Source organism: Micromonospora yongxingensis, assembly GCF_052601155.1.
This window is the reverse complement of the sequence record NZ_JBQXEO010000002.1, coordinates 266,811-290,580: the sequence shown is the minus strand read 5'-3', so window position 1 is coordinate 290,580 and position 23,770 is coordinate 266,811. Positions and strand designations below refer to the sequence as shown.

The following is a 23,770-nucleotide window of genomic DNA, read 5'->3' as shown; positions in this document are numbered from 1 at the left end:
CGTCGGGACATGGTGGTGACCGGCGCGGCCGGGGCGGGCGGGCTGGCTCGGGCCGGTGCCGTCCCCGGCGAGGTGGTCCGGGTCAGCGGTGTGAGCCGGACCTTCGGCCGGGGAGAGCACGCCGTGCACGCGGTACGGGACGTCTCCTTCAGCGCCGACCGCGGCGAGCTGGTCGCGGTCCGGGGCCGCTCCGGCGCCGGCAAGACCACACTGTTGAACATCGTCGGAGGGCTGGACCGGCCGAACAGCGGTCAGGTGGTGGTCGCCGGGCAGGAGGTCACCGCGGCCGGCGAAGCGGAGCTGCTGCGGCTGCGCCGGGGCACGGTGGGGTTCGTGTTCCAGACGTTCGGGCTGGTGCCGATCCTCTCCGCCGCCGAGAACGTGGGCGTGCCATTGCGGCTGGCCCAGGTGCCGGCGGCGGAGCGGGAACAGCGGGTCGCGGTGCTGCTGGAGCTGGTCGGTCTGGGCGGGCACGCGGCGCAGCGCCCGTACGAGCTCTCCGGCGGGCAGCAGCAGCGGGTCGCGGTGGCCCGCGCGCTGGCCAACGAGCCCGACCTGCTCATCGCCGACGAGCCCACCGGCCAGCTCGACTCGGAGACCGGCCGGTCCATCATGGACCTGCTGCGCGCGGTGGTGCACGCCCGCGGCATGACGGCGCTGGTGGCCACGCACGACCCCGCCCTGATCGACCTCGCCGACCGGGTGCTCACCCTCCGCGACGGGCGCCTGGTCGACGAGTGAGCCGGGCAGGCGGTCAGAGTGGGAGCTTCATGCCCTCGTGGCTGGCGACGAAGCCGAGGCCCAGGTAGAAGCGGTGCGCGTCCTGGCGGGTCTTGTCCGTGGTGAGCTGCACCAGCGCGCAGCCGCGCCGCCGAGCCTGGTCGATGGCCCAGACCATCAGCGCCCGGCCCAGCCCGTGGCCGCGCCGGTCGGAGCGGACCCGGACCGACTCGATCAGGGACCGCTCGGCGCCGTGCCGGCCGAGGCCGGGGATGTAGGTGATCTGGAGGCAGCCGACCACCTCGCCGCCCTCTTCGGCCACGATCAGCTGGTTGCGCGGGTCCGCGCTGATGTCCGCGAACGCCCGCTCGTACGCCTCGTCGACCGTGGTGAAATCCCGGGCCTTGCCGAGGACGTCGTCGGCGAGCAGGGCGATGACGGCGGGCAGGTCCGTCCGGACCGCCTCGCGGTAGATCACATCGGTCATGCCGGTGAGCCTGGCACAGCGAAACCGGCGAATGGGCCGGTGCCACTTGCCGGGACCGGGCAGCATGGGGCGGCATGGAGCTCCTGCTGCTGCCGTTCCGGTGGATCTACCGGGCGTTGGTGTGGTTCGCGAACTCGCCGCGCACGCTGATCACCTCGTACCTGCTGATGATCGTGGTGGCGGGGGTCATCTACGGCGAGGTCGAGAACCGCAGCCCCGCCGACGCCGTCTGGTGGGCGGTGGTGACCGCGTCCACCGTCGGCTACGGCGACATCTCGCCGACCAGCTGGGCCGGCCGCACCCTCGCCGCGCTGCTCATCTCGACCATGGTGCTGCTGGTCATCCCCCTGATCACCGCGCACTTCGCGAGCAGGCTCATCGTCGACGACGACGCCTTCGAGCACGAGGAGCAGGAACAGCTCAAGGCCGACGTGCGGCGGATGCGGGCGTTGCTGGAGGAGTTGGCAGCCCGGCAGGGCATCGAACTGCCGCCGCTGCCGCCGACCCGGCCCGTCACCGGGCCGGGCAGCGAAGCCCCTCCCTGGGAACGGTCAGCTCGAGCAGGTAGGCGTCGACCGCGGCGGTGATGCAGGAGGTCTGCGGGTAGGCGGTGTGCCCCTCGCCCTCCCAGGTGAGCACCCGGCCGACGCCCAGCATCGAGGCGAGCCGCGGGGTCTGCTCGTAGGGCGTCGCCGGGTCGCCGGTGGTGCCGACCACCACGATCGGCGGTGCGCCGTTCGCCTGCCCGGTCGGGTACGGATCCCGGGTGCCCGGCCACTCGACGCAGCTCAGCATGCCGACCGCCAGCGCCGGCCCGAACAGCGGGTACTTCGTGCGCCACTGCGACTGCAACTGGCGGATCTGCGCCCGGCTCGGCTTCTCCGTCTCGTCGGCGCAGTTGATGGCGAGGTTGGCGTCGAACAGGTTGGAGTAGTGCCCGTCGATCTCCCGGCCCGCGTACGCGTCGGCGAGCCGGAACACGTCCTTCGGGTCGCCCTCGGCGAGCCGGTCGATCGCGCCGGCCAACTCCTGCCAGCCGGACTCCGTGTAGAGCGACGAGATGATCGCGTAGAAGACCCAGCCAGCGGTCGCCTCCCGCCCGTCGTCGCCGCGCACCGGGGAGACCCTGGCCTTGTCGATGGCCGTGGTGACGGCGGCGCGCGCGTCCGGTGCGATCGGGCAACGGTCGGCGGTCGCCGCGCACCAGCGGGTGAAGTTGTCGAAGGCCCGCTCGAAGCCGCGGGCCTGGCTCTCCGAGCCGGCCACCAGCCCCTGCTTCGGGTCGACCGCGCCGTCGAGCACCAGCGCCCGCACCCGCTGCGGGTAGAGCTGGGCGTAGGTGGCGCCGAGCAGGGTGCCGTACGAGTAGCCCAGGTAGGTGAGCTTGTCGTCGCCGACGGCGGCGCGGACCGCGTCCATGTCGCGGGCGGCCTGCTCGGTGGCGTAGAGGGGCAACTGGTCGCCGTACCGGTCGCCGCAGCCCCGCCCGATCCGCTGGCTCAGCCCCACGAAGCCGTCGAACCCCGCCTGGCTGGTCGGGTCCGGGTCGTAGCCGAAGCTGGCGTCCAGATCGGCGTCGGAGATGCACTTGACCGGGCTGGACCGGGCCACGCCGCGCGGGTCGAAGCCGATGATGTCGAAGCGCTCGGTGATCGCGGGCGGTAGCCCGCCGAACTGGGGGCCGAAGGAGAGGTAGACGGCGGTGTCGACTCCCGAGCCGCCCGGGCCGCCCGGGTTGATCACCAGCGAGCCGATCCGGTCCCGCTGCTTGGTGGACCGGGCCCGCAGCAGGGCGATCTCGAAGGTCTGCCCCGCGCCCGGGCCGGCGGTCGCCCCGCCGCCGGTGCCCCAGTCGCGCGGCACCGCGACCCGGGCGCACTCGTAGCGCATGTCCGGTGCGCCCCGCCCGACCAGCTCGTCGGCCACCTCCGGGCACGCCCGCCAGGTCGGCGAGCTGCCGGTCGGCGCCGCCTCACCCTCCACCTCGGTGCGTGGGGCGAACGCGGGCAGGGTGCAGCCGGCGGTGAGCAGCACGGCCACGGTGAAGGCGACCAGAGTGCGACGGACCCGGCGACTGGTCGCCATCCGATGCTGGTCGGCGGTGCGGGTCACGTGGTCCTCCGGGTCGAGTCGACGGCCAGGCTACGCCGGGCCGGTGGAGGTCCCGTCCACGGTGGCCGCCGGGTCGCCGCGCAGCACCTGGTCCACGTCGAAGCGGATCGGACGGTCGAGCTGGTCGTAGCGGCAGGACTTCGGATCGCGGTCGGGCCGCCACCGCACGAACTGTGCGGTGTGCCGGAACCGCTCGCCCTCCATCGCGTCGTAGCCCACCTCGACCACCAGCTCCGGGCGCAGAGGCTCCCACTCCAGGTTCTTCGTGCCGGTCCACCGGCTCACGCCGCCCGGGATGCGCTGGCCGCGCTCGTGGTCGCCGTGCACCCAGGGGTGCTCGCCGCCGGTGTCCCGGTAGGGCGCCAGCTCGTCGAGCAGCTCGGCCCGCCGGGCCATGCTGAACGAGGCGCTCACCCCCACGTGGTGCAGCACACCCGCGTCGTCGTAGAGACCGAGCAGCAGCGAGCCGACCACCGGGCCGGACTTGTGCCAGCGGAAGCCGGCCACCACCGCGTCGGCGGTGCGGGCGTGCTTGACCTTGAACATCAGCCGCTTGCCCGGCTCGTACGGCAGGTCGGCCGGCTTGACGATCAACCCGTCCAGCCCGGCGCCCTCGAACACGTCGAACCAGCGGGCCGCCGTCTCCGGGTCGGTGGTGACCTGGGTGACGTGCACCGGCGGGCGGACCCCGGACAGCGCCTCGACCAGCCGCTCCCGGCGGCGCGGGTAGGGCTGCTCCACCAGGGCCTCGTCGCCGATGGCGAGCAGGTCGAAGGCGACGAAATCGGCCGGGGTGGTCTCGGCCAGCAGCTTCACCCGGGACGCGGCCGGATGGATGCGCTGGGCCAGCAGCTCGAAATCCAGCCGGGGCTTGCCGCCCGGGCCGTCCCGCCGGATCACGATCAGCTCCCCGTCGACCGCGCACCGCTCGGGCAGCTGCCGTTTGGCCTGCTCGACCACCTCGGGGAAGTAACGGGTCATCGACTTGCCGCCCCGGCTGGCCAGCTCCACCTCGTCGCCGTCGCGGAACACGATGCACCGGAACCCGTCCCACTTGGGCTCGTAGGTCACCCCGGGGGTGGTGGGCAGTTTGGGGATGCTCTTGGCCAGCATCGGCTCGACCGGAGGGTTGATCGGCAGGTCCACGGCGACCAGTCAATCAGACGGTGCCGACAGTCGTGAGGCAGATCACCGTGGGTCCCGGGGCGGCGTGTCCGCCCGCGCGCCGCTCGTCCCGACCGGGCGAATCAGATAACCGCAGGTCAGAGCTAGTTTCGCGAGGTGTCCGAGTGGGTCTGTGACTGCTGCGGGCGGTGGCGGGTGAGTGTCGAGCTGATCCGGGGCCGCTACCGGTACCGGCTGATCCGCCGCTACCCCGAGCGGTTCGGCGGCGGCAAGAACGTGCTCGGCGAGGTCGGGTCCGTGCCGGAGCTGGCGGAGCTGCTGCGTCGGCGTACCCCACTCACCCTGGCCGACCTGCACGAAGCCGCCTGATCCCCGGCGGCGGCCCTGCTGCGGCCCGGCCGGTGGTTGCCGGTGTCACGATCCGTCGGGCAGCCTCGTCCCGATGGCGCGGCGCCGGGCGGTGCCGCCGGGGAGGGGACACGATGCGGTTCGAGGCCGGTACGGAGATCGCCGCCGACGCCCAGCGGGTGTGGGCTGTGCTGACCGACGTGCAGCGGTGGCCGGACTGGACGACGTCGGTCAGTCGGGCCGAGCGGGGAGAGTCGGGGCCGCTCACCGTCGGCGCGACCGTCCGGCTGACCCAGCCGAAACTGCGTCCGGCGCTCTGGCGGGTCACCGAGCTGACCGAGGGGCGCGACTTCACCTGGGTTTCCGAGGCCCCGGGCGTACGGACCCGGGCCGAGCACCGGTTGCTCCCGCTGCCCGGCGGGCGTACCCGGGTCGGGTTGGCGATGACGCAGTCCGGGCCGCTGGCCGGGCTGGTCGGCTGGCTGTACCGCGACCTGTTCCGCCGCTACCTGCGGCTGGAGGCCGACGGGCTCAGGCGTCGGTGCGAGCAGGGCTGACCGCCGGCTTCTCCAGGACCGCCAGTTGGATGCCGTTCGCGTCCGGCCGGTGCGACACGATCCGGTAGCCGTGCCGCTGGTACAGCCGCAGGTTGCGGGCGCTGTCCGCGCCGGTGAAGAGGGTGAACCGGGCCACCCGGCCCGCGCAGGCCGCCTCGATAGCGGTGAGCAGCCGCCCGCCGACGCCCCGCCCCTGCAGATCCGGGGCGACCGACAGCCGGCCCACGTGGGCGGTGTCCCCGTCCAGGTGGGCGCGTACGGAGCCGACCAGCCGGTGCCCCAGCCGCGCGACGAGCACGATGGTCGGGCCGGTGAGCGCCGCCCGAACCTCCTGCAGCGTCTCGGTCAACGGCGGCAGGAACGGGTCGGTGTAGTGCTGCGCCTCGGTCAGGTAGGCGGCGCGCTGCACGGTGAAGATCTCGCCGGCGTCCGCGACGCCGGCCGGGACGATGCTCGCCTCGACGCTCATCCCGGCAGCACACCACAGCCGCTGCCGTCGTCACCCGGCGGCCCGGCCGTGCCGGCCGTACCCTGGCCGTGTCCAGAGGAGGGGGAGCGGTGGCCGAGCTGACGTATCCGGAGGTCGGACGGACCCGCCATGGACCGCTGCCCGACGGGTACCACCACCTGCGCCACCGGTACCCGCTGCCGGCCGGCTGCTTCCAGACGGCGGCCGAGGCGGTGCTGAGCTGGCGGCTGCACCGCGCCGCCGGCGTCCGGATGCGCACCGACGCGCCACGGGCCACCGAGGGCGTGCTGGTGAGCGCCGGGCTGGGCCTCGGGCCGGCCCGCATCTGGGGGCCCTGCCGGGTGATCTGGAGCGAGGAGTCGCCGGGGCTCGCCGGCTTCGGCTACGGGACCCTGCCCGGGCACGCGGAGCGGGGCGAGGAGGCGTTCGTCGTCGGCCGGGACGACGCCGGCGGGGTCTGGTTCGAGGTGCGCGCGTTCAGCCGCCCCGACCGCTGGTTCACCCGTGCCGCCGGTCCGGCCGCCCGGGGCGTGCAGCACGCGTACGCCTGGTGGCTCGGCCGGACCCTGCGGCGGCTCTGCGCCGGGCGCTGACCGCCGCGCCCCGGCGCTCAGAACCGTTCCCGGCGCTCAGAACCGGGCGAACGAGCGGATCGGGGCGCGGGGACCGTACTTCGGTGCCTGGATGCCGGCGGCCGCCAACAACAGGCAGACCCGGCCGCGGTGGCCCCGGAACGGCTCCAGCAGGGCCAGCATCCGGGCGTCGTCGCCCCTCGGTTCACCGGCGAGTGCCCAGGCCACCGTGTTCGGTATGTGGTAGTCGCCGACGCTGACCGCGTCCGGGTCGCCGTAGGCGGTCCGGACCACCTCGGCGGCGGTCCACGGGCCGATGCCCGCGACGGCGGTCAGCCGGCGGGTGGCCTCGGTGGCGTCGACGCAACGCTCCAGCCGGTCGGCGAGCGCGGCGACGCGGCGCAGCGTGTCGGCCCGGCGTTGTTCGACCCCGAACGGGTGGAACACCCAGTACGGGGTGGCGGCGACCGCGGCGGCGTCGGGCGGCAGCAGCAGTGGTTGCAGCGGGCCGGGCGCCTGCTCCCGGAAGTGCCGCACGGTCGCCGCGTACGCCCGGTATGCCTCCTTGCCGGTGACCTTCTGCTCGAAGACCGCGCGCAGCAGATGGGGGAACACCTGCCCGGTGGCCGGCATGCGCAGCCCGCGGTGCTCCCGGGCGAGCCGGGCGACCAGCGGGTGCGCCGCGGCCAGCTCGGCGAAGCCGCTCAAATCGTCGCGGAGCCCGGCGATCCCGTCGGCACGGGCCACCACGTGCTCGGCACCCGGCCCGTAGCCCTCGGCGAGCAACTCGCCGCCGGACGGCCGCAGGGCCAGCGTGGCCGGCCCGTCCGGAGTGCGGGTGGCCCACCAGAAGGTGCCGGCGGCAATGCGCGCGCACGGGTCGTACGGGCTGAAGGTGAGGGCACGGACCGACGCGGCCAGCCGGTAGCCGACCGGCGGGTGCAGCACCCGGGTCGCGGCGGGCTCGGTCTCGGTCACCCCGTCACTCTGCCAGGTGTCCCTGGGTTCGCCGAGCCCGCCGTACCCGTCGTCGGCGTGCGGGCCGGAGCGGGACGCCGGCACCACCGGTATGCCGACGTCCCGCGTACGACGATGGCCGGCCGCGCCCTCCCCGGCTACGACCGACCATCGAGTCCTCGTGGTGAGCGTGCTCAGTACGAGTAGCCGGAGCCGCCGGCGTCGTTCGACCCACTGTCGGCCGGCGGGGCGACCGCCTTCGGCGTCGAGGTGGGCAGGCAGCTCAGGTTCTTCTTGCCGTCCGGCTGGACGACGAACCAGGTGCCGCCGACGGCCTGGCCCTTCCACTGGCCGGGCTTCTTGTCACCGATGTACCGGTACACCGGCCAGCCGCCGACGGTGATCTGCCGGGTGCCGTCCTGCCGGGTCACGCTGCCGACCTTGTCGTCGGACACGCCGGTGAGCTGCGGGTTGCCGTCGGTCAGCGCCGGCGGCCACACCTGCGCGCACTTGTCGACGCAGTTCGACGCGGGCGGGTCGGCGGTGTCCTTGTCAAAGCGGTACAGGATCCAGCCGTCCTGGTCGGTGACCACGCTGCCCATCCGGGCGACCTTCTTGCCGATCAACTGCTCGGTCAGGTCCACGTCGGCGGGCGGCGGCGCGTCGGCGACCGGAGCCTCCGCGGACGCCGAGGCCTCGGGTTCAGCCGCCGCGGTGGGCTCGGCCGCGGCGACGGCGACCGGCTCGGCCGCGCTCGAGTTCGCCCCGTCGTAACCCGCGGGAGCGCAGGCCGTTAGTGCGACCATCGCGCTCGCGACGATGACGGTCCGCTTCATCTGTGCCACGTGCCCTCCTCATTCTTGGCAGTTCACCCATAGGTACGGCAGGCAGGCTGTCAAGGTTGAAGTAGTAACAGTGGTCAATTTCACTCGAATTGATTGAACCAATCCGGCAGCCCATCCGTAGGGCACTGCACGGGACCCCTCCCGGGCAGAAACAGATCGGCGCCGGCCATTGTGGAAATGGCCGGCGCCGATGCGGGTGAGCAGCCTTACATGGGCACCGTGACCAGCGGGCTGGCCACCCCGTTGCCGTCCACCGACTGCACCTGGAGCTGCTTGATGTCGGCGACCGGGGCCGACGTCGACGCGCTCAGTTCGAGACCCTGCGGCCGGTTGTTGGTGCCGTAACCGCCGGGCGGCACCGACCAGGTCGAGATCACCTCGGTGGAGGCGTTCTTGCGCACCACCACCAACCGACAGGTCCGCGGGCCGGGCAGCTTCCGGAGGTTGAAGTTGATCCGGGTGCCGTAATCCCTGGTTACCAGGAACATCGTCGTCTGCACGCCCGTGGTCGGGTCGGTGGCGTCGACCTGGTCGCCCTCCTCCTCGTTGCCGCCGACACCCGGGCCGGTCGGCGCGCCCGACGGTCCACCCGTCGGCGGGTCGATCACCGGAGCGCTCGACGTCGGCTCGGCGAGCACCCCCCGAGGCTCGTTGTCGGTGACGCTGACGAAGCCGAAACCGGTCAGGCCGCCGAACACCACCACCGCCGCCGCGGTGGCGAGCAACTGGCGAAACCGGGTGCGCCGCCGGTCGGCCCGCACCGCGACCAGCGTCCGGTCCAGCAACGCGGGATCGGTGGCGGTCTGCTCCAACGCCATCATCGTCTCGCCGTCGATGCCGGAGAGGAGGCCGACCACCGGCACCATCGTCTCCAGCTCGGCCGCACACGCCCAGCAGGTCGCGAGATGCTCCTCGAACCGCTCGGTGTCCTGCTCGTCGAGTACGCCGAGCGCGTACGCGGCGACGTCCATATGGTCTGGCCGGCTCATTCTGTCACCCCCCGCTCCTGCAGAGCCGTGCGAAGCGCGCGCAGCGCGTAGTAGACCCGCGACTTGGCGGTGCCCAGTGGAAGCCCCAACTCCTCGGCGGCCTCCGGCACCGTCCGCCCCCGGAAGTACGTCGAGATCAGGATCTCGCGGTGCGACTGACTCAGCGTACGCAGCGCGTCCGCCACGGTCATGGTGCGCAGCACCCGGTCGGTGCTGTCCGCCTCGGCGAACGCGGTCAGGTCCCGGTCGTACGTCTCCGGCGGCCGGGCCTCCTGGCTGCGGTGCTCGTCGATGGCGATGCGGCGGGCCACCGTGACCAGCCACGGCCGCAACGACCCCTGCCCCTGCACGCCGAGGCGGTGCGCGTTGCGCCAGGCCCGCAGAAGCGTCTCCTGGACGATGTCCTCCGCACGCTGCCGGTCCCCCCCGGTGAGCCGCATGACGAACATCAGCAACGGGCCGGCGTGCTCCGCGTAGAGCAGCCGGATCAACTGGTCGGAGTGGCTCGCCTCGGTTGACGTCGCCTGATGGCGCCCGGGCGCCGGTCGCGGCGTCACCGGATCATTCTGGCGAGACGTCGCCCTCGCGTCGACCCCCCGGGCAGACGTCGTCGGCCGCGACGATGACCGCGAGGACAACCAGTCCGCGCGAACCGCATCGCCGTGCCAACCGGCCGCCACCGCATGCATGCAGACCTCCGGGGTGTCCGTCACCAACGCCGGCCCACGAGGCGGGCCGCCCGGTGGTACGCACCGGCACCCCGAGCGGATCAACAAACCGCGAAAAAAGTTCCGCGGCACCCTCGGACGGCCGGGTCAGCGGCGGACGGAGAACAGGCCCGGCGGCGGCGGATCGGAGCCCGTGGCGTCGGCGTCCCGCACCACCGGTGCGCCCCCGGCGAAGCGATCCAGCTCGTCGCCGGCCACCACCCGACCGGGAAACCAGTCGCCCGCCGCCCGCCGCGTCAGCTCGGGCACCGGAGGCGGGATCCGCCCCGCGACCAGCACCAGATTGCCGTACCGCCGGCCCCGCAGCACCGCCGCGTCCCCCACCAGGCAGGCCTCCGGCAGCACCGAACGGACCGTCGCCACCTGCCCGCGCGCGTGCCGCAGCGGCGGGCCGTCGGCCAGGTTCGCGAGATACCAGCCCGCCGGACGGAGAACCCGGGCCACCTCGGCGGCGTACTCCACCGACGTGAGATGAGCCGGGGTGCGCGCTCCGGCGAAGACGTCGGCGACCACCACGTCGTAGCTGGCGTCGCGGGTGGCGGCCAGCACGGCCCGGGCGTCCTCGACCCGGACCCGCAGCCGGGCGTCGGCGGGCCAGGGCAGCGCCCGACGGACCAGCTCCACCAACGCGCCGTCCACCTCGGACACCCGCTGCGTGGAGCCCGGCCGGGTGGCCGACACGTACCGGGGCAGGGTCAGCGCGCCACCGCCGAGATGCAGCACCCGCAGCGGCTCGCCGGCCGGCGCGATCAGGTCCAGCGCGGCGGCCAGCCGCCGGACGTACTCGAACTCCAGATGGGTCGGGTCGGTCAGGTCGACGTGTGACTGCGGCGCACCGTCCAGCAGCAGCGTCCACGAGCCGGCCCGGCCCGGGTCCGGCAACAGCTCGGCCTGCCCGGTGTCCACCTGCTCGACCACCCGGTCACCCGCCCGTTTACGTCCCATCGCCACCAGTCTCCGCGCTCAGCGGGCCGCGCGGGCCGCGGCGGTCAGCGCGCGGTGCAGCAACCGGGAGTCGCCGAGCAGCGCCCGCAGGCGGCGCTCCAGGCCGGCGATCGGGATCAGGTTCTGCGGGGCACGGGGATCCTTGTACGGGGTGGACGCGAACCGCGGCAGCGTGACCAGCGACAGGTCGGCCAACTCGATCGCCGCCTCGACGGGCAGGTCGGCGGAGCACTCCACCCGCACGATCCCCGCCCACGGTGCGCCGAGGGCCACCGGCAGCCGCAGATACCACGACCAGCCGCCCCACGCCGTGCCGAGCCGGAACACCGGCGAGCGCTCACCGGACGCCAGGCCGGTCACCACCGCGGTCAACCGCGCGTCCAGGTACTGGCTGTGCTGGGTCTTGATGTAGCCGAGCGTGCGCGGCAACTGCCGCCGGCTGCGCAACGGCCCGTCCACCACCAGCAGGTCACCGTCGACCCGGGCCGCGTCGGAGACCGCCACCTCCAACGCGGTCAGCGGGCCCTGCACGGCCGCCGGCAGCTTCGCCAGCTCACCCGTGCCGCCCACCCGGTGCACCGGGTAGCGGATGGCCCCCGCCACCACGTCCTGCGCCGACGGGCTCGCGGTGAACAGACCCCGACCGACCCGGGTACCGGCCAACTGCGCGGCACCCCGGCCCAGGTCGCAGCGCACCACCCCGGCCGCGTACGACGCGGCCAGCCCGGGGAACGACACGCCGTCGGCCTCGGCCGTCCAGATGCTCGCGTCGATCCGGCGTACCCCGTCGACCAGCAGCACCACGTCCGGTGCCCGCACCCCCGGCCGCACCCCGACCGCCCGCCAGTCCACCGCGGGCAGCTCCACGTCCGCGTCGACCTGCGCGCTGCTCGGCGCGGCCGGCCCGGCGGCGGACGCCTCGAACGACGCCCCGTACGACGGATCCCACGAGTCGACGAAGAACGCGGCGTCGCTCACCGGCCGGTCCGTTCCACGCGCGCCGAACGGGCGTCCTTGCGCACCTCGAACCGGACCGGGATCCGCTCGGCCAACGCCGGCACGTGCGTCACGACGCCGACCATCCGGTCACCCCGGGCGGCCAGGTTCTCCAGGGTGGCCGCCACCGTGTCCAGGGTGGCCGCGTCCAGCGTGCCGAAGCCCTCGTCCAGGACGATCGACTCCAGGCTCGCCGCCGTGGTCGACATCCCGGCCAGCTGCTCGGAGAGCGCCAGCGCCAACGCCAGCGACGCCTGGAACGTCTCGCCGCCGGAGAGGGTGCGCACGCCCCGGCGCAGCCCGGCGTCGTGCTGGTCGATGACGAAGAACTCGCCCTTGTCGTGCACCAGCTCGTACTGCCCGGAGGACAGCTCCCGCAGGATCCCCGACGCGCCGTCCACCAGCAGGTCCAACGCCTCGGCCAGCAGCCACCGCTCGAAGTTGTTGGCCCGCAGGTGCCCGGCGAGCGCGCGGGCCACCTGCGCCTCCCGCTCGTGGACGGCACGCTGCTCGCGCAGCGTCCCGGCCTGCTCGCGGCGCTCCCGCAGCCGGCGCCGGTCCGCCTCGGCCCGCTCCACCGCCACCGTCGCGGCATGCACCGGGTCGTCCCCGACCGGCACGTCGGCGGCGGCGAAGATGCCGGCGATGCGCTGCTGCACGGCATCGGCAGCGGCCTCGGCCTCGGCGACGACGGAGGCCCGGGCGGCCCGGTCGGCGCGGCGGCGTTCCGCCTCGGCGCTCGCCCAGCCGGTCAGCGCCGTCCACGCGGCGGCCACGTCGTCCCGGTCCGTCGCGGGCGGGCCGAACCGGGCCAGCCCGTCGCGTGCGGTGTCGAAGCCCCGCCAGGCGGCGCGCAGTCGCTCCTCGGCCGCGTCCACCCCGGCGCGGGCCTGGCGGGCGTTGTCCCGGCCAGCCCGGACGGCGGTCGCCGCCTCCTCCAGAGCGCGCCGCAACCGGGCGTGCTCGGCCAGCTCCCGGCGCAGCACGGCCGGCTCCGCCGCGCCGGCGAGCTGCCCGTCGAGGTCGGCGAGCCGGGCGTCCACCTGCTCCTGCCGGGCACGGGCCTGCACCAGCAACCGTTCGAGGTCCCGTGCCGCCGCGTCCCGCTGCTGCACCGTCGCCTGGGCGGCCTTGGTGGCGGCCCGTGCCGCCTTGCCGGCCGCCGTTGCCGCCGCCACCGCCGAGTCGGCCGGCACCGCCGGCACCTCGGCCACGGGCTGCTCGCAGACCGGGCAGGGCGCGCCCGGGTGCAGGTGCACCCGCAGGCTGACCGCCAGGTCGGTGGCCTTCGCCTCCTCGTGCGCCCGGAAGGCCGCCTCCAGCTCGGCCTCGGCCCGTTCGGCGTCCGCGCGGGCGGCGGCCAGCGCGGCAACCGCCGCGCTGTGCTCGTCGTTCGCCGCACCCACCGTCGCGCGGACCGTCTCGGCCTCGGCGGTCAGCCGGTCCCGATCGTCGTACGCCCGCAGCAGCAGCCGCAGCGCGCTCTCGTCCCCGGCGCCGGCCAGCTCGCCGCGTAGCTTCTCCTCCCGCTCCTCGGCCAGCGAGACGCCGGCGGAGGCGGCCTCGGCCTCGGCCCGCGCCGCGGCCACCGCACGGGCCACCTCGGCCACGCCGCGCGGCGCGCGCACCCCGGTCAGCACCGTCAGCTCGTCGTCGAGGGCGGTCAACGCCTCCGCCGCCTGCCGCGCCGTGACCCGGGCCGTCGCCAGCTCCGGCACGGCCGCGGTCACCGCGGCGGCCAGCTCGGCCATCCGGTCGACCCGGGCGTCGGCCTCGGCCAGCGCCTCGTCGTCCACGCCGGTGAGCCCGGCCAGTAGCTGGTCCACCGCGTCCAGTCGGGCCTCCGCCTGCGCGGCCCGCGCCGTCGCCCGCTTCTGCACGTCCTCGTAGACGCCCAGGCCCAACAGGTTGACCAGGATCTGCTGCCGGGTCGCCGGCTTGGCGTGCAGGAAGTCGGCGAACTGCCCCTGCGGCAGCACCACACAGCTGGTGAACTGCTCGTACGGCAGCCCGACCGCCTCCAGCACCGCCTGTTCCATCTCGGCAGGGGTGCCGGCCACCACCTCACCGAGGTCGTCGGGGCTCAACCCGGTGTCCAGCTTGGTCACGTCGAACCCGGCCGGCATCAGCTGCAACCCGGCGTTCGCGGTCTTGACGTTGCCCCGGCCGTCGCGGCGGACCACCCGGGTGGCCACGTACCGCGCGCCGCCGGACTCGAAGACAAGCCGCACCCGGGCCTCGGTCGCCGACGGCGCCAGAGCGTTGGCCGGGCCCCGGGGGCCACCCCAGCGGGGCACCATGCCGTAGAGGGCGAAGCAGATGGCGTCCAGCACAGTGGACTTACCCGAGCCGGTCGGGCCGATCAACGCGAAGAAGTCGGCGTCGGTGAAGTCGACGGTGGTCTCGTCCCGGAAGACCGTGAAACCGGCCATGTCCAACCGCATGGGACGCATCAGTGATCGACCTCCTCGAAGAGCTCGTCGAAGAGTTCCCGGACGCCCTCGTCGGCGTGCCCCCGGCTGTCGAGGTAGTCGGCGAACAACTCCCGCGGCGAACGCCCGGAGCGTTGCGCGATGCGGGCGCCGCTGCCCGGCGCGGCGAGCAGCTCCGGGTCGATCCGGATCTCCAGCGCCCGGGGGAGCAGCTCCTGGACCTCCTCGCGCAGGCCGGCGCGGGGTTGCTCCCGCACGTACACGCGCAGCCAGGCGTCCGGCGCCTCGATCTCGGCGAGCTGGGCCAGGGTGCCCCGCACGGTGCGCAGCGCGCTCGCCGCGGTCACGGGCACCTCGCGGACCTTGGCGGCGGTGCTGGCGGTCACCTCGACCAGCGTCACCGAGGGGACGTTCTCCTGCTCGCCGAAGTCGACCGCGAGCGGGCTCCCGCTGTAGCGCACCGGGCAGGGGCCGATGACCCGCTGCGCCCGGTGCAGGTGACCGAGCGCCACGTAGTGCGCGGTGGCCGGGAAGACGGTGGCCGGCACGGCGTAGCCGAGCACGGTGTGCGCGTCCCGCTCGCCGCCCCCGGTGGAGGCGCCGGTCACGGTCACGTGCGCGGTGACCAGGTGCACCCGGTCCGGCTCGGTGAAGCCCTCGGTGAGTCGGCCCAGCACCCGGCCCAGGTGATCGGCGTACGTCTGGTTGGCCTCCGCGGCCGTCAGCTCGTACATCTCCAGGGCGCGCACCGCGTACCGCTGGGACAGGAACGGCAGCGCGGCCAGCTGCCACCGCTCGCCGCCGGCGGTGGTGCCGTCGATCACGTGCTCGTCCGGATTTTCCCGTACGCCGCCGCGCAGCGTGATGCCGGCGGCCTCCGCCCACGGCCGTAGCGCGTCCAGTGCCGGGCCGTTGTCGTGGTTGCCGCCGATCGCCACCACGTCCGCGCCGGTACGGCGCAGCGCGGTCAACGCCCTGGTGACCAGCCGGGTCGCCTCCGAGGTGGGGGCGGCGGTGTCGTAGAGGTCACCGGCGACGATCACCAGATCCGGCTGCTCGGCGCGGGCGATGTCGATCACGCCGGCCAGCACGGCCTTGTGTTCCTCGGCCCGGGACTGCCCCTTGAGCACCTTGCCGACGTGCCAGTCCGAGGTGTGCAGGATCTTCATGGCTGTGCCGGCCCCCTAGAACGGGATGTCGTCGTCGGTGCCGCCGCCGGAGCCCACCACGGCGAACGGGTCGGCGGACTGCGTGATCGAGCGCAGTGTCTCCGATGGAGCGGGACCCGCCTCGGACACCCGGGTGGCCCAGGCCGGGAACGGGAACTCCAGGCAGAGCGGCACCGGGATGTCCGGCTGGTTGACGAACATGGTGCCCGGCTTGGCCAGCAGCGCCCGTTGGCGCTGCGCCGGCGGCAGGAAACCGTACTCCGGGCGGGACGCCTCGGCCGGGTCGAGCCGGCCGACCACCCGGATCGCCGAGTTGGTGACGATCCGCCGCTCCACCTCGCTCGCCGTCTGCTGGGCACCGATCAGGATCACCCCGAGTGAACGACCTCGCTCGGCGATGTCCAGCAGCACCTCCTTGATCGGTGAGGAGCCCTCCCGGGGGGCGTACTTGTTGAGCTCGTCGAGGACGACGAAGAGCAGCGGCTTGGCGGTGCCGGACTTCTCCTTGCGCTCGAACTCGCTCTTGAGCGTCACGCCGACCACGAACCGCTGGGCGCGGTCCGGAAGGTTGTGCAGGTCGACCACGGTGACCTGGGCGGACTCGCTCGTGTTGATCGAGTGCGGGCGGCGGGTGGCGAGGTCGCCGCGGATCAGCCGGGCCAGGTCCTTCTTGCTGCCGATCAACCGGCGGGCGAACGCGTTGACGGTGCCCAGGCCGACCGCGCTGCCCGCCCAGTCGGAGCGGGTCTCGTCGTCGTTGAGCTGGTCGACGATGTGGTCGACCAGGTCGCCGTAGGAGCCGAGCCGGACCCCGTCGATGCTGACCCCGCCGTCGGCGGGCTGGGCGTACCGGGCCAGGTGCGCGGTGACCGAGTGGACGACCATCGTGTACTGCTGGCGCTCGTCGTCGGCGTCGGCGAAGACGTAGGGCAGCAGTCGGTCGGCGCAGAACTCGCTCAACGTCCAGTAGAAGGAGTCCACGCCGGTGAGGCGGCTGCTCACGTCGGGGGTGCCGGCGGAGTCGCCGACCCGGGGCGGCGCGTACACCCGGACGTCGGGGAAGGCGCCGGCGCTCAGCCCGAGCTTCGCGTAGGCCGCACGGGTGGGCTCGTCGAGCCGGGTGTTGGGGTGGTCGAGGAAGAGCAGGTCCTCGCCCTTGACGTTGAAGATCAGCGCCTTGGCGTTGACCGCGTCGCCGCCCAGCACCCCGGAGCGGAAGACCGAGTAGAGCAGGAAGGTGGCGAAGCTCGTCTTGGTGGCCACCCCGGAGATGCCGGAGATGGAGACGTGCGCGCCCCTGCTGCCGTCGAGGAAGTCGGCGTTGAGATAGACCGGCACCCCGTCACGACCCATGCCCATCGGGATGCGCCGCTCCATGCGGTCGAAGTGCAGCGCCCGGGCCCGCGCGTCACCCTCGGCCCGGTGCACCACCGCGCCGGGCGTCGGCGGCACGTAGAACTCCGGGTCGACCCGGGTCGTGGTCACCTCGGCCGCCTCCTGCACCTGCGCCGGCAGTGTGCCGTCGGCGATGGCGAAGACGTCGGAGTCGAACTGGGCACCCTCGTGTCGGGCCCGGACCTGGGTGACCACCCCGGCGATCGTCACCGGCTCCCGGTCGGGCAGCTCACGCCGGGTGACCACCACGTCGTCGAGCTGGAGGTAACTGCCGGGCGCCACGGCCGTCCAGAACTGCAACGGGGTGGCGTCGGCGGTGCCCAGCACCCGGCCGACCGGCTCGCCCGGGCCGTCGAGGCCGGCGTCGGTCATCGGGCGACTCGGGTCGGTCGGGCATCACGGTCGAGGCGCATGACCTGCATCCTGCCCGAGGAGTACGACAGGTCGCCACGCGACGCGGCGGACGACACCATGCCGCCGCCGGCCTCACGACGCTGGGTGTGGAACCGGCGACGCTCGGTCGCGGGTTACGGGCGGGCGTGGCGGAGCATGAGCACGCCGTCGTCGGCGGCGAGCACGTGCCGCAGCGGTAGCTGCCGTGGCGGCGTGGGGTCGCCGGCGGTGATCCGGCCCGGTCCGGGGCCGGCGAGCAGCGGCGACACCGTCAGGCACAGCTCGTCGACCAGGTCGGCGGCGGTGAGCGCGCCGAACAGGTGCGGGCCGCCCTCGCAGAGCAGTTGGGTCAGCCCGCGCCGGCGCAGCTCGTCGAGGCCGGCGGCCAGGTCGACCCGGTCGGTGCCGCGGCGCAGCACGTCGGCGACGTCGGTCAGCCCCGGCGGCGCCTCGGCGGTGGCGTGGGTGAGCACCACCGGCCGGACCGGCGCGTCGGCGAGAGCGGCCTGCGCCGGGTCCAGATCGAGCGAGCCGGAGACGACCACCAGCGTGGGGTACTCGGCCAGCCCGTTCGCGCGGCGCCAGGCCCGGCGGCGTTCGTCGAGCCGGACCGCCCGGTAGCCCTCGTGGCGCAGCGTGCCGGCGGCCACCACCAGCGCGTCGCAGAGCATCCGCAGCAGGCCGAAGACCCGCTTGTCCGGCTCGCCGGACAGCCCGGCGGAATAGCCGTCCACGGTGACCGCCCCGTCGAGGCTGGCCACGAAGTTGACCCGCAGTCGGGGACGGTCGGCGCGGCCGTAGAGCGTGGTCAGCGCGTCGTCGTCCAGCGGCAGCTCAGACGGCTCGGGCCAGAGCCGCCGGATCGGAATTCCGACGGTCATTCGCTGGCCGGACCAGTGACCGGAGGGGTCGGTCGGGCGGTACGGTGCTGGCAGTCGCACCAGTTCCGGCCCGGGCAGTCGTCGTGTCGGCGGGCCCGGCACGCTCGGCAGATCATGCTGGCAGCCTAAGCCGTGGGAGGACAGGGACAGCATGCCGCGTCAGATCTTCCAGCTGAAGATGTCCCTCGCCGGGGTACGCCCGCCGGTGTGGCGCCGGGTGCTCGTCCCCGCCGGCTACACGTTGGACCGACTGCACCGGGTGGTGCAGCACGCGATGGGCTGGCGGGACTGCCACCTGCACTCGTTCGAGATCGACGCCGTGCAGTACGGGGAGCCCGACCCGGACGGGGAGCTGGCGTTGCACGACGAGCTGGACGTCCGGTTGGACGCCGTGCTCGGCAAGGGTAGCCGGTTCTCCTACACCTACGACTTCGGCGACTGGTGGGAGCACGACCTGGTCGTCGAGGACGCGTTGACCGCCGACCCCGACGAGCGCTACCCGGTCTGCCTGGACGGCGAACGGGCCTGCCCGCCGGAGGGCATCGGTGGGCCTCTGGGCTACCGGGCACTGCTGGCCGCGCTGGCCGAGCCGGCGGACCTCGCCGACCCGCAGCAGGCGCTGCTGCGCGACTGGGCGGGTTCCACGTTCGACCCGGCCCACTTCGACGTCGGCCGCACCGGCACCCTCCTACGCCGCTTCTGCTGACCGCCACCCACCCACCCACCACCCACCGCCGCACCCCCACCGGGCCCCACCGCCGCTGGCGGTGATCAACAGGGTGGGCGAGCGTGGTAACGATCTGGGAACGCTCCCATCGTCCTATTGACACCCCCGTTACCCGCCGGCAATCTCATGGGAGCGCTCCCGAGGGTGGCGTGGGTCACCCACGCTCCCCGGACCGGCGCGGCAGGCACCCCCCACCACACACACCCAGCCTCACCACCGGAAAGAGGGGTCAGCGAATGAGTGTCACCACGCGGCGTACCCGCCTGGCGGCCGCTGCCCTGGCCGCGATCACCGCAATCGGCGGTCTCGCGGCCTGTGGCAAGGACGACGAGCCGGCGGCCGGCGAGAAGCCGGCCAAGCTGGTCGTCGACACCTTCGGCGAATTCGGTTACGAAGAGCTTGTCAAGCAGTACGAGAAGGACACCGGCATCAAGGTCGAGCTGCGCAAGACCGCACAGCTCGCTGAGTACCGGCCGAAGCTGGTCCGCTACCTCGCCACCGGCAAGGGCGCGGCGGACGTCACCGCCCTGGAAGAGGGCATCCTCAACGAGTTCAAGGCCAACCCGCGCAACTGGGCCGACCTCAACCCGTTGGTCTCCGACCACTCCACGGAGTACCTGCCCTGGAAGTGGGAGCTGGGCAAGGCGCCGGACGGCCGGCTGCTCGGTCTGCCGACCGACGTCGGCAGCCTCGCCGTCTGCTACCGCAAGGACCTGTTCCAGGCTGCCGGTCTGCCCACCGAGCGCGACCAGGTGTCGGCGCTCTGGCCGGACTGGAAGGGCTTCCACGACGCCGGTCTGAAGTACAAGCAGGGCAGCGGCGGCAAGGCGTTCATCGACTCGATCACCGCCGTCTCCAACGGCGTGATGTTCCAGGGCAACGGTGACCTGTTCTACGACAAGGAGAACAACATCATCGCGGACACCAGCCCCGCGGTGAAGAACGCCTGGGAGACCGCCACCTCGATGGCGGACATCTCCGCCAAGGCGCAGACCTGGTCGCCGGAGTGGTCGGGTGGCTTCAAGCAGGGCACCTTCGCGGCCACCTTCTGCCCGTCCTGGATGCTCGGCATCGTCTCGGAGAACTCCGGTGCGGCCAACAAGGGCAAGTGGGACGTGGCGTCCGTTCCGGGCGGCGGCGGTAACTGGGGCGGCTCGTGGCTCGCGGTTCCGGAGCAGAGCAAGTACCCGAAGGAGGCGGCGAAGCTCGCCGAGTACCTGACCAACGCGAAGAGCCAGGTGGAGGCCTTCAAGGCCAAGGGCCCGCTGCCCACCAACCTGGAGGCGCTGAAGAACGACGCGTTCATCAGCTACACCAACGAGTACTTCAGCAACGCGCCGACCGGCAAGATCTTCGGGGAGAGCGTCGCCAAGATCCAGCCGACCCACCTGGGCCCGAAGCACCAGGCGGTCAAGGAGAACGCGCTCGAGCCGGCCCTGCGGGCGTTCGAGAGCGGGCAGGCCGACAAGGCGAAGGCCTGGGAGCAGTTCACGAAGGACGCCAAGACTCAGGGTGCCTTCTGAGTGATTCCCTGCCGGTGGCGTTCGGGGCTTCCCGGACGCCACCGGCCGGTCCCCTCCGCGTAGCGCCCTGCGCGAGGGCCCCCGGGCCTCGCCGGAAAAGGAAATTCGCATGAGCCTGTCGGCCACGACGGCACCGCCGTCGCCAGCAGCACCGCCTTCTCCCGACGTCCCTTCCCGACTCCGCCGGGGAAGGCTCCTCAACCGTCTCGACGTCAAGTACTCGCCGTACCTCTACATCGCCCCGTTCTTCCTGATCTTCGGCGCGTTCGGGCTGTACCCGATGGTGCGTACCGCCTGGATGTCGCTGCACGACTGGGACATGATCGGCGAGCACTCGTTCATCGGCTTCGACAACTACACCCGGCTGTTCTCCGACGAGTACTTCTGGAACGCGCTGGTCAACACGCTCGGCATCTTCGCCCTGTCGACCATCCCGCAGCTGTTGCTCGCCCTCTTCCTGGCGAACCTGCTCAACCGGACCTTCCTGCGCGCCAAGACCTTCTTCCGGATGGCCATCTTCATGCCGAACGTGGTCTCGGTGGCCGCCGTCGCGATCGTCTTCGGGATGCTCTTCCAGCGGGAGTTCGGCCTGTTCAACTGGATGCTCAGCTTCGTCGGCGTCGACGCGGTCGACTGGGACGGGCAGCGGTGGAGCTCCTGGATGGCCATCTCCTCCATGGTCAACTGGCGGTGGACCGGGTACAACACCCTGATCCTGCTCGCCGGCATGCAGGCGATCCCGAAGGACCTCTACGAGGCAGCGGCGATCGACGGCGCCAGCCAGTGGCGGCAGTTCTGGCAGATCACCCTGCCCATGCTCAAGCCCACCTTCATCTTCGTGGTCATCCTGTCCACGATCGGTGGCATGCAGCTCTTCACCGAGCCGCTGCTCTTCGCCAACGGCAACATCCTCGGCGGCAACCAGCGGCAGTTCCAGACGCTGGCCATGTACATGTACGAGATGGGCATCCAGAACCTGAACACCGCAGGCTACGGAGCCGCGGTCGCCTGGGCGATCTTCATGATCATTGTCGTGGTGTCGCTGTTCAACTTCCTACTCGTCCGCCGCTCGGCGAAGTGAGGAGAGATCAATGATCTCGGCTTCCCAGCGCCTGTGGCGCGCCAGCCCGCTGACCTACGTGGCGCTCGTCCTGGCGGCGCTGCTGTCGATCTACCCGTTCTACTACATGATGGTGATCGGCAGTCGCAGCCTGGACTCCATCAACGACGTGCCGCCGCCGCTGACCCCCGGCGGAGCGTTCGGGGACAACTTCGGACGGGTGCTCGACAACGACGCCGCCAACTTCCTCACCGGCATGATGAACTCGATCATCGTCTCCTCGGTGGTCACCCTGTCGGTGGTGCTCACCGGTTCGCTGGCCGGGTTCGCCTTCGCCAAACTGAAGTTCCGGGGCAGCAACGCTCTCCTGCTGGCGATCATCATCACCATGATGATCCCGACCCAGATGGGCCTCATCCCGCTCTGGGGCATGATGCAGGATCTGGGGTGGTACGACACCCTCTACGCGGTCACCGTGCCGTTCCTGGTCAGCGCCTTCGGCGTGTTCATGATGCGGCAGTACGCCAGTCAGGCGATCTCCGACGAGCTGATCGAGGCCGGCCGCGTCGACGGCGCGAGCACGTTCCGGATCTACTGGAGCATCGTGCTGCCGGCGCTGCGCCCCGCCGCCGGCGTCCTCGGCCTGCTGACCTTCATGGAGACCTGGAACTCGTTCCTCTGGCCGTACGCCGTCCTCACCCCGGAGAACCCGACCCTTCAGGTCTCGCTCTCCTTCCTCTCGTACGCCTACTACACCGACTACTCGCAGGTGTTCGCCGCCACGGCGATCGGCACCATCCCCCTCGTGCTCGTCTTTCTCGTGTTCGGCCGCCAGATCATCGGCGGGATCATGGAAGGTGCCGTCAAGTCGTGAGCAACCCCGCCAGCCCGCCCGCCGTCGGCGTCCTCGACGAGCGCCCCGGGCTGACCTTCCCGCCCGGCTTCCTGTGGGGGGCCGCGACCGCCGCGTACCAGATCGAGGGGGCAGCGGCCGAGGACGGCCGTACCCCGTCGATCTGGGACACCTTCAGCCACACCGACGGCCGGGTGGTCGCCGGGCACACCGGCGACGTGGCCTGCGACCACTACCACCGACTCGGCGACGACGTCGCCCTGATGGCGGAGCTGGGCCTGAAGTCGTACCGTTTCTCGGTCTCCTGGCCCCGGGTGCAGCCCGGCGGCACCGGCGCGGCCAACCCGCGCGGCCTGGACTTCTACCGCCGGCTCGTGGACGAGCTGCTGGGGCACGGCATCGAGCCGTGGCTCACCCTCTACCACTGGGACCTGCCACAGCCGCTGGAGGACGCGGGCGGCTGGCCCGCCCGGGAGACCGCGGCCCGCTTCGCCGACTACACGGCGCTGGTCGCCGACGCGCTCGGCGACCGGGTGCGCTACTGGACCACGCTGAACGAGCCCTGGTGCTCGGCGTTCCTCGGCTACGGCTCCGGCGTGCACGCCCCCGGCCGGTCCGACGGGGCGGACGCGGTCCGTGCCGGGCACCACCTGATGCTCGGGCACGGCCTGGCCGTACAGGCGCTGCGGGCCGCGCGGCCCGACGCCGAGGTGGGCGTGACCGTCAACCTGTACCCGGTCGACCCGGCCAGCGACGCTCCCGGTGACGTGGACGCCGCACGGCGGATCGACGCGCTGGCGAACCGGTTCTTCCTCGACCCGCTGCTGCGCGGGTCGTACCCGGCCGACCTGGTGGCCGACCTGAGCGCCGTGACCGACTTCGGCCACGTGCGCGACGGCGACCTGGCGACCATCTCCACGCCGCTGGACCTGGTCGGGATCAACTACTACAGCCGGCACGTTGTCGGCGGCCCGGTCGAGGGCGCCGAGCCGGAGCCGTACTGGCGGGCACCGTCGTGCTGGCCGGGCAGCGAGGACGTCCGGTTCGTCACCCGGGGCGTCCCGGTCACCGACATGAACTGGGAGATCGACGCCCCGGGCCTGGTCGAGACGCTGCGCCGGGTGCACGAGGAGTACACGGACCTGCCGCTCTACGTCACCGAGAACGGTTCCGCGTTCGTCGACACGGTCGTCGACGGGCAGGTCGACGACGTCGACCGGCTCGCCTACTTCGACGCCCACCTGCGTGCCGCGCACGAGGCGATCAACGCCGGGGTGCCCCTGCGGGGATACTTCGCCTGGTCGCTGATGGATAATTTCGAGTGGGCCTGGGGTTACACCAAGCGTTTCGGCATGATCCACGTCGACTACGACACCCAGGTCCGCATCCCCAAGTCCAGCGCCAGGTGGTACGCCTCGGTGATCCGACGCAACGGTCTGGCCGCACAATAGGCTCGGGCCAGCCATCAGGGCGGTCCTGGTGTCCAC

At 72.7% G+C, this 23,770-nt stretch carries 24 protein-coding genes; 10 read left to right on the top strand and 14 right to left on the bottom strand.

Going from position 1 to position 23,770, the window contains the following annotated elements; genetic code table 11:
• The first annotated feature begins 9 nt into the window (after window positions 1–9).
• On the top strand, window positions 10–741 hold the full coding sequence (locus tag ACTWLT_RS04535) for an ABC transporter ATP-binding protein (protein ID WP_445317402.1): 732 nt from the start codon (window positions 10–12) through the stop codon (window positions 739–741).
• Window positions 742–754: 13 nt separating this feature from the next.
• Here the strand turns inward: ACTWLT_RS04535 and ACTWLT_RS04530 are convergent, their stop codons facing one another.
• Entirely contained in the window at window positions 755–1,207 is a 453-nt protein-coding gene (locus ACTWLT_RS04530) for a GNAT family N-acetyltransferase (protein ID WP_445317253.1), read from the bottom strand.
• A 74-nt stretch (window positions 1,208–1,281) separates the two neighbouring features.
• On the opposite strand from ACTWLT_RS04530, the gene ACTWLT_RS04525 reads away from it, so the two are divergent.
• Window positions 1,282–1,794, top strand: a complete 513-nt coding sequence (locus ACTWLT_RS04525; RefSeq protein ID WP_445317252.1) for a potassium channel family protein — start codon at window positions 1,282–1,284, stop codon at window positions 1,792–1,794.
• On the opposite strand, the gene ACTWLT_RS04520 is transcribed toward ACTWLT_RS04525, so the two are convergent.
• Both ACTWLT_RS04520 and ACTWLT_RS04515 read right to left on the bottom strand, forming a co-directional pair.
• The gene (locus ACTWLT_RS04520; protein WP_445317401.1) at window positions 1,721–3,292 is read right to left on the bottom strand and encodes an alpha/beta hydrolase; all 1,572 of its coding nucleotides are present in this window, start codon (window positions 3,290–3,292) and stop codon (window positions 1,721–1,723) included. The two genes, ACTWLT_RS04525 and ACTWLT_RS04520, sit on opposite strands and share 74 nt — an antisense overlap.
• A 57-nt stretch (window positions 3,293–3,349) precedes the next feature.
• Window positions 3,350–4,465, bottom strand: a complete 1,116-nt coding sequence (locus ACTWLT_RS04515) for an ATP-dependent DNA ligase (RefSeq protein ID WP_445317251.1) — start codon at window positions 4,463–4,465, stop codon at window positions 3,350–3,352.
• A gap of 135 nt (window positions 4,466–4,600) precedes the next feature.
• Here ACTWLT_RS04515 and ACTWLT_RS04510 point away from each other — a divergent pair, with 135 nt between their 5' ends.
• Together ACTWLT_RS04510 and ACTWLT_RS04505 are read left to right on the top strand one after the other, a co-directional pair.
• Window positions 4,601–4,813, top strand: a complete 213-nt coding sequence (locus tag ACTWLT_RS04510; RefSeq protein ID WP_252416496.1) for a hypothetical protein — start codon at window positions 4,601–4,603, stop codon at window positions 4,811–4,813.
• A 113-nt stretch (window positions 4,814–4,926) separates the two neighbouring features.
• Window positions 4,927–5,349 carry an SRPBCC family protein gene (locus ACTWLT_RS04505; RefSeq protein ID WP_445317250.1) on the top strand — a complete coding sequence of 141 codons (423 nt, stop codon included), beginning with the start codon at window positions 4,927–4,929 and terminating at the stop codon, window positions 5,347–5,349.
• On the opposite strand, the gene ACTWLT_RS04500 is transcribed toward ACTWLT_RS04505, so the two are convergent.
• Window positions 5,324–5,818, bottom strand: coding sequence for a GNAT family N-acetyltransferase (locus ACTWLT_RS04500; protein WP_252416494.1), 495 nt, complete (start codon window positions 5,816–5,818; stop codon window positions 5,324–5,326). The genes ACTWLT_RS04505 and ACTWLT_RS04500 overlap by 26 nt on opposite strands.
• An 89-nt stretch (window positions 5,819–5,907) precedes the next feature.
• On the opposite strand from ACTWLT_RS04500, the gene ACTWLT_RS04495 reads away from it, so the two are divergent.
• Window positions 5,908–6,411: a DUF1990 domain-containing protein gene (locus tag ACTWLT_RS04495; protein WP_445317249.1), complete on the top strand. Its 504-nt coding sequence runs from the start codon at window positions 5,908–5,910 to the stop codon at window positions 6,409–6,411.
• A gap of 36 nt (window positions 6,412–6,447) precedes the next feature.
• Here the strand turns inward: ACTWLT_RS04495 and ACTWLT_RS04490 are convergent, their stop codons facing one another.
• From ACTWLT_RS04490 to ACTWLT_RS04445, 10 genes are all read right to left on the bottom strand, one after another.
• Window positions 6,448–7,368, bottom strand: coding sequence for a DNA-3-methyladenine glycosylase family protein (locus ACTWLT_RS04490; protein ID WP_445317400.1), 921 nt, complete (start codon window positions 7,366–7,368; stop codon window positions 6,448–6,450).
• 173 nt (window positions 7,369–7,541) lie between these two features.
• On the bottom strand, window positions 7,542–8,192 hold the full coding sequence (locus ACTWLT_RS04485) for a hypothetical protein (RefSeq protein WP_252416492.1): 651 nt from the start codon (window positions 8,190–8,192) through the stop codon (window positions 7,542–7,544).
• A 206-nt stretch (window positions 8,193–8,398) separates the two neighbouring features.
• Window positions 8,399–9,181, bottom strand: coding sequence for an anti-sigma factor family protein (locus ACTWLT_RS04480; protein ID WP_252416491.1), 783 nt, complete (start codon window positions 9,179–9,181; stop codon window positions 8,399–8,401).
• Window positions 9,178–9,870 carry a sigma-70 family RNA polymerase sigma factor gene (locus ACTWLT_RS04475; protein WP_252416490.1) on the bottom strand — a complete coding sequence of 231 codons (693 nt, stop codon included), beginning with the start codon at window positions 9,868–9,870 and terminating at the stop codon, window positions 9,178–9,180. Before ACTWLT_RS04475 ends, ACTWLT_RS04480 begins: the two co-directional genes overlap by 4 nt.
• A 126-nt stretch (window positions 9,871–9,996) precedes the next feature.
• A complete protein-coding gene (locus ACTWLT_RS04470) occupies window positions 9,997–10,854 on the bottom strand; it encodes a spermidine synthase (RefSeq protein WP_445317248.1) in 858 nt (285 codons plus the stop codon).
• 18 nt (window positions 10,855–10,872) lie between these two features.
• Window positions 10,873–11,832 (bottom strand): hypothetical protein, encoded by a 960-nt coding sequence (locus ACTWLT_RS04465; protein ID WP_445317247.1) that lies wholly within the window; start codon window positions 11,830–11,832, stop codon window positions 10,873–10,875.
• Window positions 11,829–14,303 carry an AAA family ATPase gene (locus tag ACTWLT_RS04460; protein ID WP_445317246.1) on the bottom strand — a complete coding sequence of 825 codons (2,475 nt, stop codon included), beginning with the start codon at window positions 14,301–14,303 and terminating at the stop codon, window positions 11,829–11,831. The genes ACTWLT_RS04465 and ACTWLT_RS04460 overlap by 4 nt, the downstream gene beginning before the upstream one ends.
• Entirely contained in the window at window positions 14,303–15,451 is a 1,149-nt protein-coding gene (locus tag ACTWLT_RS04455) for an exonuclease SbcCD subunit D (protein WP_445317245.1), read from the bottom strand. Before ACTWLT_RS04455 ends, ACTWLT_RS04460 begins: the two co-directional genes overlap by 1 nt.
• 15 nt (window positions 15,452–15,466) lie before the next feature.
• Entirely contained in the window at window positions 15,467–17,218 is a 1,752-nt protein-coding gene (locus ACTWLT_RS04450) for an ATP-binding protein (RefSeq protein ID WP_252416485.1), read from the bottom strand.
• 155 nt (window positions 17,219–17,373) lie between these two features.
• A complete protein-coding gene (locus ACTWLT_RS04445; protein WP_445317244.1) occupies window positions 17,374–18,120 on the bottom strand; it encodes a pyrimidine reductase family protein in 747 nt (248 codons plus the stop codon).
• A gap of 151 nt (window positions 18,121–18,271) precedes the next feature.
• Between ACTWLT_RS04445 and ACTWLT_RS04440 the strand changes: the two genes are divergently transcribed.
• The 5 genes from ACTWLT_RS04440 (at window position 18,272) to ACTWLT_RS04420 (ending at window position 23,734) form a co-directional block, all read left to right on the top strand.
• Window positions 18,272–18,826, top strand: coding sequence for a plasmid pRiA4b ORF-3 family protein (locus ACTWLT_RS04440; protein WP_445317243.1), 555 nt, complete (start codon window positions 18,272–18,274; stop codon window positions 18,824–18,826).
• Window positions 18,827–19,083: 257 nt separating this feature from the next.
• On the top strand, window positions 19,084–20,370 hold the full coding sequence (locus ACTWLT_RS04435; RefSeq protein ID WP_445317242.1) for an ABC transporter substrate-binding protein: 1,287 nt from the start codon (window positions 19,084–19,086) through the stop codon (window positions 20,368–20,370).
• A gap of 109 nt (window positions 20,371–20,479) precedes the next feature.
• Window positions 20,480–21,451, top strand: a complete 972-nt coding sequence (locus ACTWLT_RS04430) for a carbohydrate ABC transporter permease (protein WP_445317241.1) — start codon at window positions 20,480–20,482, stop codon at window positions 21,449–21,451.
• A gap of 10 nt (window positions 21,452–21,461) precedes the next feature.
• Entirely contained in the window at window positions 21,462–22,304 is an 843-nt protein-coding gene (locus ACTWLT_RS04425; RefSeq protein ID WP_445317240.1) for a carbohydrate ABC transporter permease, read from the top strand.
• Window positions 22,301–23,734 carry a GH1 family beta-glucosidase gene (locus ACTWLT_RS04420; protein WP_445317239.1) on the top strand — a complete coding sequence of 478 codons (1,434 nt, stop codon included), beginning with the start codon at window positions 22,301–22,303 and terminating at the stop codon, window positions 23,732–23,734. The genes ACTWLT_RS04425 and ACTWLT_RS04420 overlap by 4 nt, the downstream gene beginning before the upstream one ends.
• The last annotated feature ends 36 nt before the right edge of the window (window positions 23,735–23,770 follow it).